A 1,043-nucleotide genomic window follows, 5' to 3' on the forward strand; every position below is an offset into this window, starting at 1 on the left:
GAGTGTTTCGGCGACGCGATCTTCGGCTGGCACCAATCCTCGCAGGTACACATCGGTGCGGGCATTGATGAACAGCTTCACATTGCGCTGATCGGCCACCTTGCGCGCCACCTCGATCTTGCGAACCAGCAACTCGGGCGCAGAGACGCCGTCCTCGATATTGATCCCGACCGCGCCGGCGTCGATCACCGCCTCAATCACTTGGGCAACCCGCGTCAGGTCATCGGAATAACCAGCCTCGACATCCACCGTCAACGGCAGCGAAATCACCCGTGCGATGGACTCGACGGTCGATACCAGACGTTCTAGGGGCAGGGCGTTGCCGTCCGCATAACCATGGGCCCAGGCCACCGCCGCGCTGCTGGTGGCGACGGCTTTGCAGCCCAGTTGCTCGACGATACGGGCTCCGGTGGCATCCGCGATATTGGTGAGGATCAACAGGCCTTCGTGGTGCAGTTGGTGGAATTGTGTGTCCATCGAATGTCCTTCCTGGTGACAGTTGAGGCAATCAGAACGCGAGTGATTGGGTGACCTGCATCGCTGCGTTTTCCAGCCGGAGCAGAAACGCCTTGCGCGGTTGTCCTCCACCATAGCCGGTCAGCGAGCCATCCGCACCGATGACCCGGTGGCAGGGCACCACGATGGCCAGTCGGTTGTGCCCGTTGGCCAGGCCCACGGCGCGACTGGCGCCGGGCTTGCCCAATTGCCTGGCGATGCTGCCGTAGGTGCTGGTCTTGCCGTACGGGATCTTCGCCAGTTCGTCCCAGACTTGCCGGGCGAATTCGCTGCCAGGCAGGTGCAGCGCAACGGTGAACTCGGTGAGTTTTCCGGCGAAATACTGGGCCAGTTCCACTTCGATCTGCTGCAGATGAGCGTTGTGTCCCGGCGCGACCGCATAGCCATAACGGTTCTGCAACGCTTCGACTTCGCGGGTCAATGCCCGACGGTCAAGAAATTCCAGCAGCACCAGTCCACGGCGTTCGGCCATGGCGATCATCGGCCCCAGTGGCGTGGTCAGCCGGGTGAAGAGCAAGGGTTCACTC

General features: G+C 62.1%; 2 protein-coding genes. Both read right to left on the bottom strand.

The features are described 5' to 3' along the window. Positions 1-477: isocitrate lyase/phosphoenolpyruvate mutase family protein (locus AC1DRJ_RS29270; RefSeq protein ID WP_477805197.1), on the bottom strand; the 477-nt coding region annotated here is incomplete at its 3' end. A gap of 31 nt (positions 478-508) precedes the next feature. Next, the coding region (locus AC1DRJ_RS29275) for a methylated-DNA--[protein]-cysteine S-methyltransferase (protein WP_477805198.1) at positions 509-1,043 on the bottom strand (535 nt) is incomplete at its 5' end.

This window comes from Pseudomonas sp. P5_B2 (assembly GCF_056400445.1).